Origin of the sequence: Pantoea stewartii subsp. stewartii (assembly GCF_008801695.1) — a bacterium.
GTDB lineage: Bacteria > Pseudomonadota > Gammaproteobacteria > Enterobacterales > Enterobacteriaceae > Pantoea > Pantoea stewartii.
This window is the reverse complement of the sequence record NZ_VZPF01000214.1, coordinates 1-655: the sequence shown is the minus strand read 5'-3', so window position 1 is coordinate 655 and position 655 is coordinate 1. Positions and strand designations below refer to the sequence as shown.

The window sequence follows — 655 nt, the reverse complement described above, 5'->3', positions numbered from 1 at the left end:
ATAACAGTTGCTTGTAAGCTGTAAGCTTTTGAGAGACCCGAACGCATCGTGCTGTGTTCCTTATTACGGAGGAACACGACGTGCGTCGTTTCAAATTTTCAGCTTGTTCCGGATTGTTAAAGAGCAATATCTTAAACACGACTCGCAAGTCGTCTTTAAGATATATCGGCAACACCTTTCACCTGTCACCAAGCAAGTGGCGTCCCCTAGGGGATTCGAACCCCTGTTACCGCCGTGAAAGGGCGATGTCCTGGGCCTCTAGACGAAGGGGACGTGAAATCTTTGTGCAACAGACACGGGTTATTTCACGTGAAGGTGAGATTAGATAATCAGGCGACAATAGTTATTGTTACCGCACCCCAACGCGTAGACGCTTTGCTCATTACTTTTCTATCAGACAATCTGTGTGAGCACTGCGCACGAAGGTATCTTCAGGTAAGGAGGTGATCCAACCGCAGGTTCCCCTACGGTTACCTTGTTACGACTTCACCCCAGTCATGAATCACAAAGTAGTAAGCGCCCTCCCGAGGGTTAAGCTACCTACTTCTTTTGCAACCCACTCCCATGGTGTGACGGGCGGTGTGTACAAGGCCCGGGAACGTATTCACCGTGGCATTCTGATCCACGATTACTAGCGATTCCGACTTCACGGAGT

1 tRNA gene and 1 rRNA gene are annotated in these 655 nt (G+C 49.3%); both read right to left on the bottom strand.

Features of this window, described 5'->3' with window-relative positions:
• Positions 1 to 197: 197 nt before the first annotated feature.
• A tRNA-Glu gene (locus F7Q90_RS25805) sits at positions 198 to 273 on the bottom strand.
• Positions 274 to 436: 163 nt separating this feature from the next.
• A 16S ribosomal RNA gene (locus F7Q90_RS25800) occupies positions 437 to 655 on the bottom strand; the annotation flags it as partial.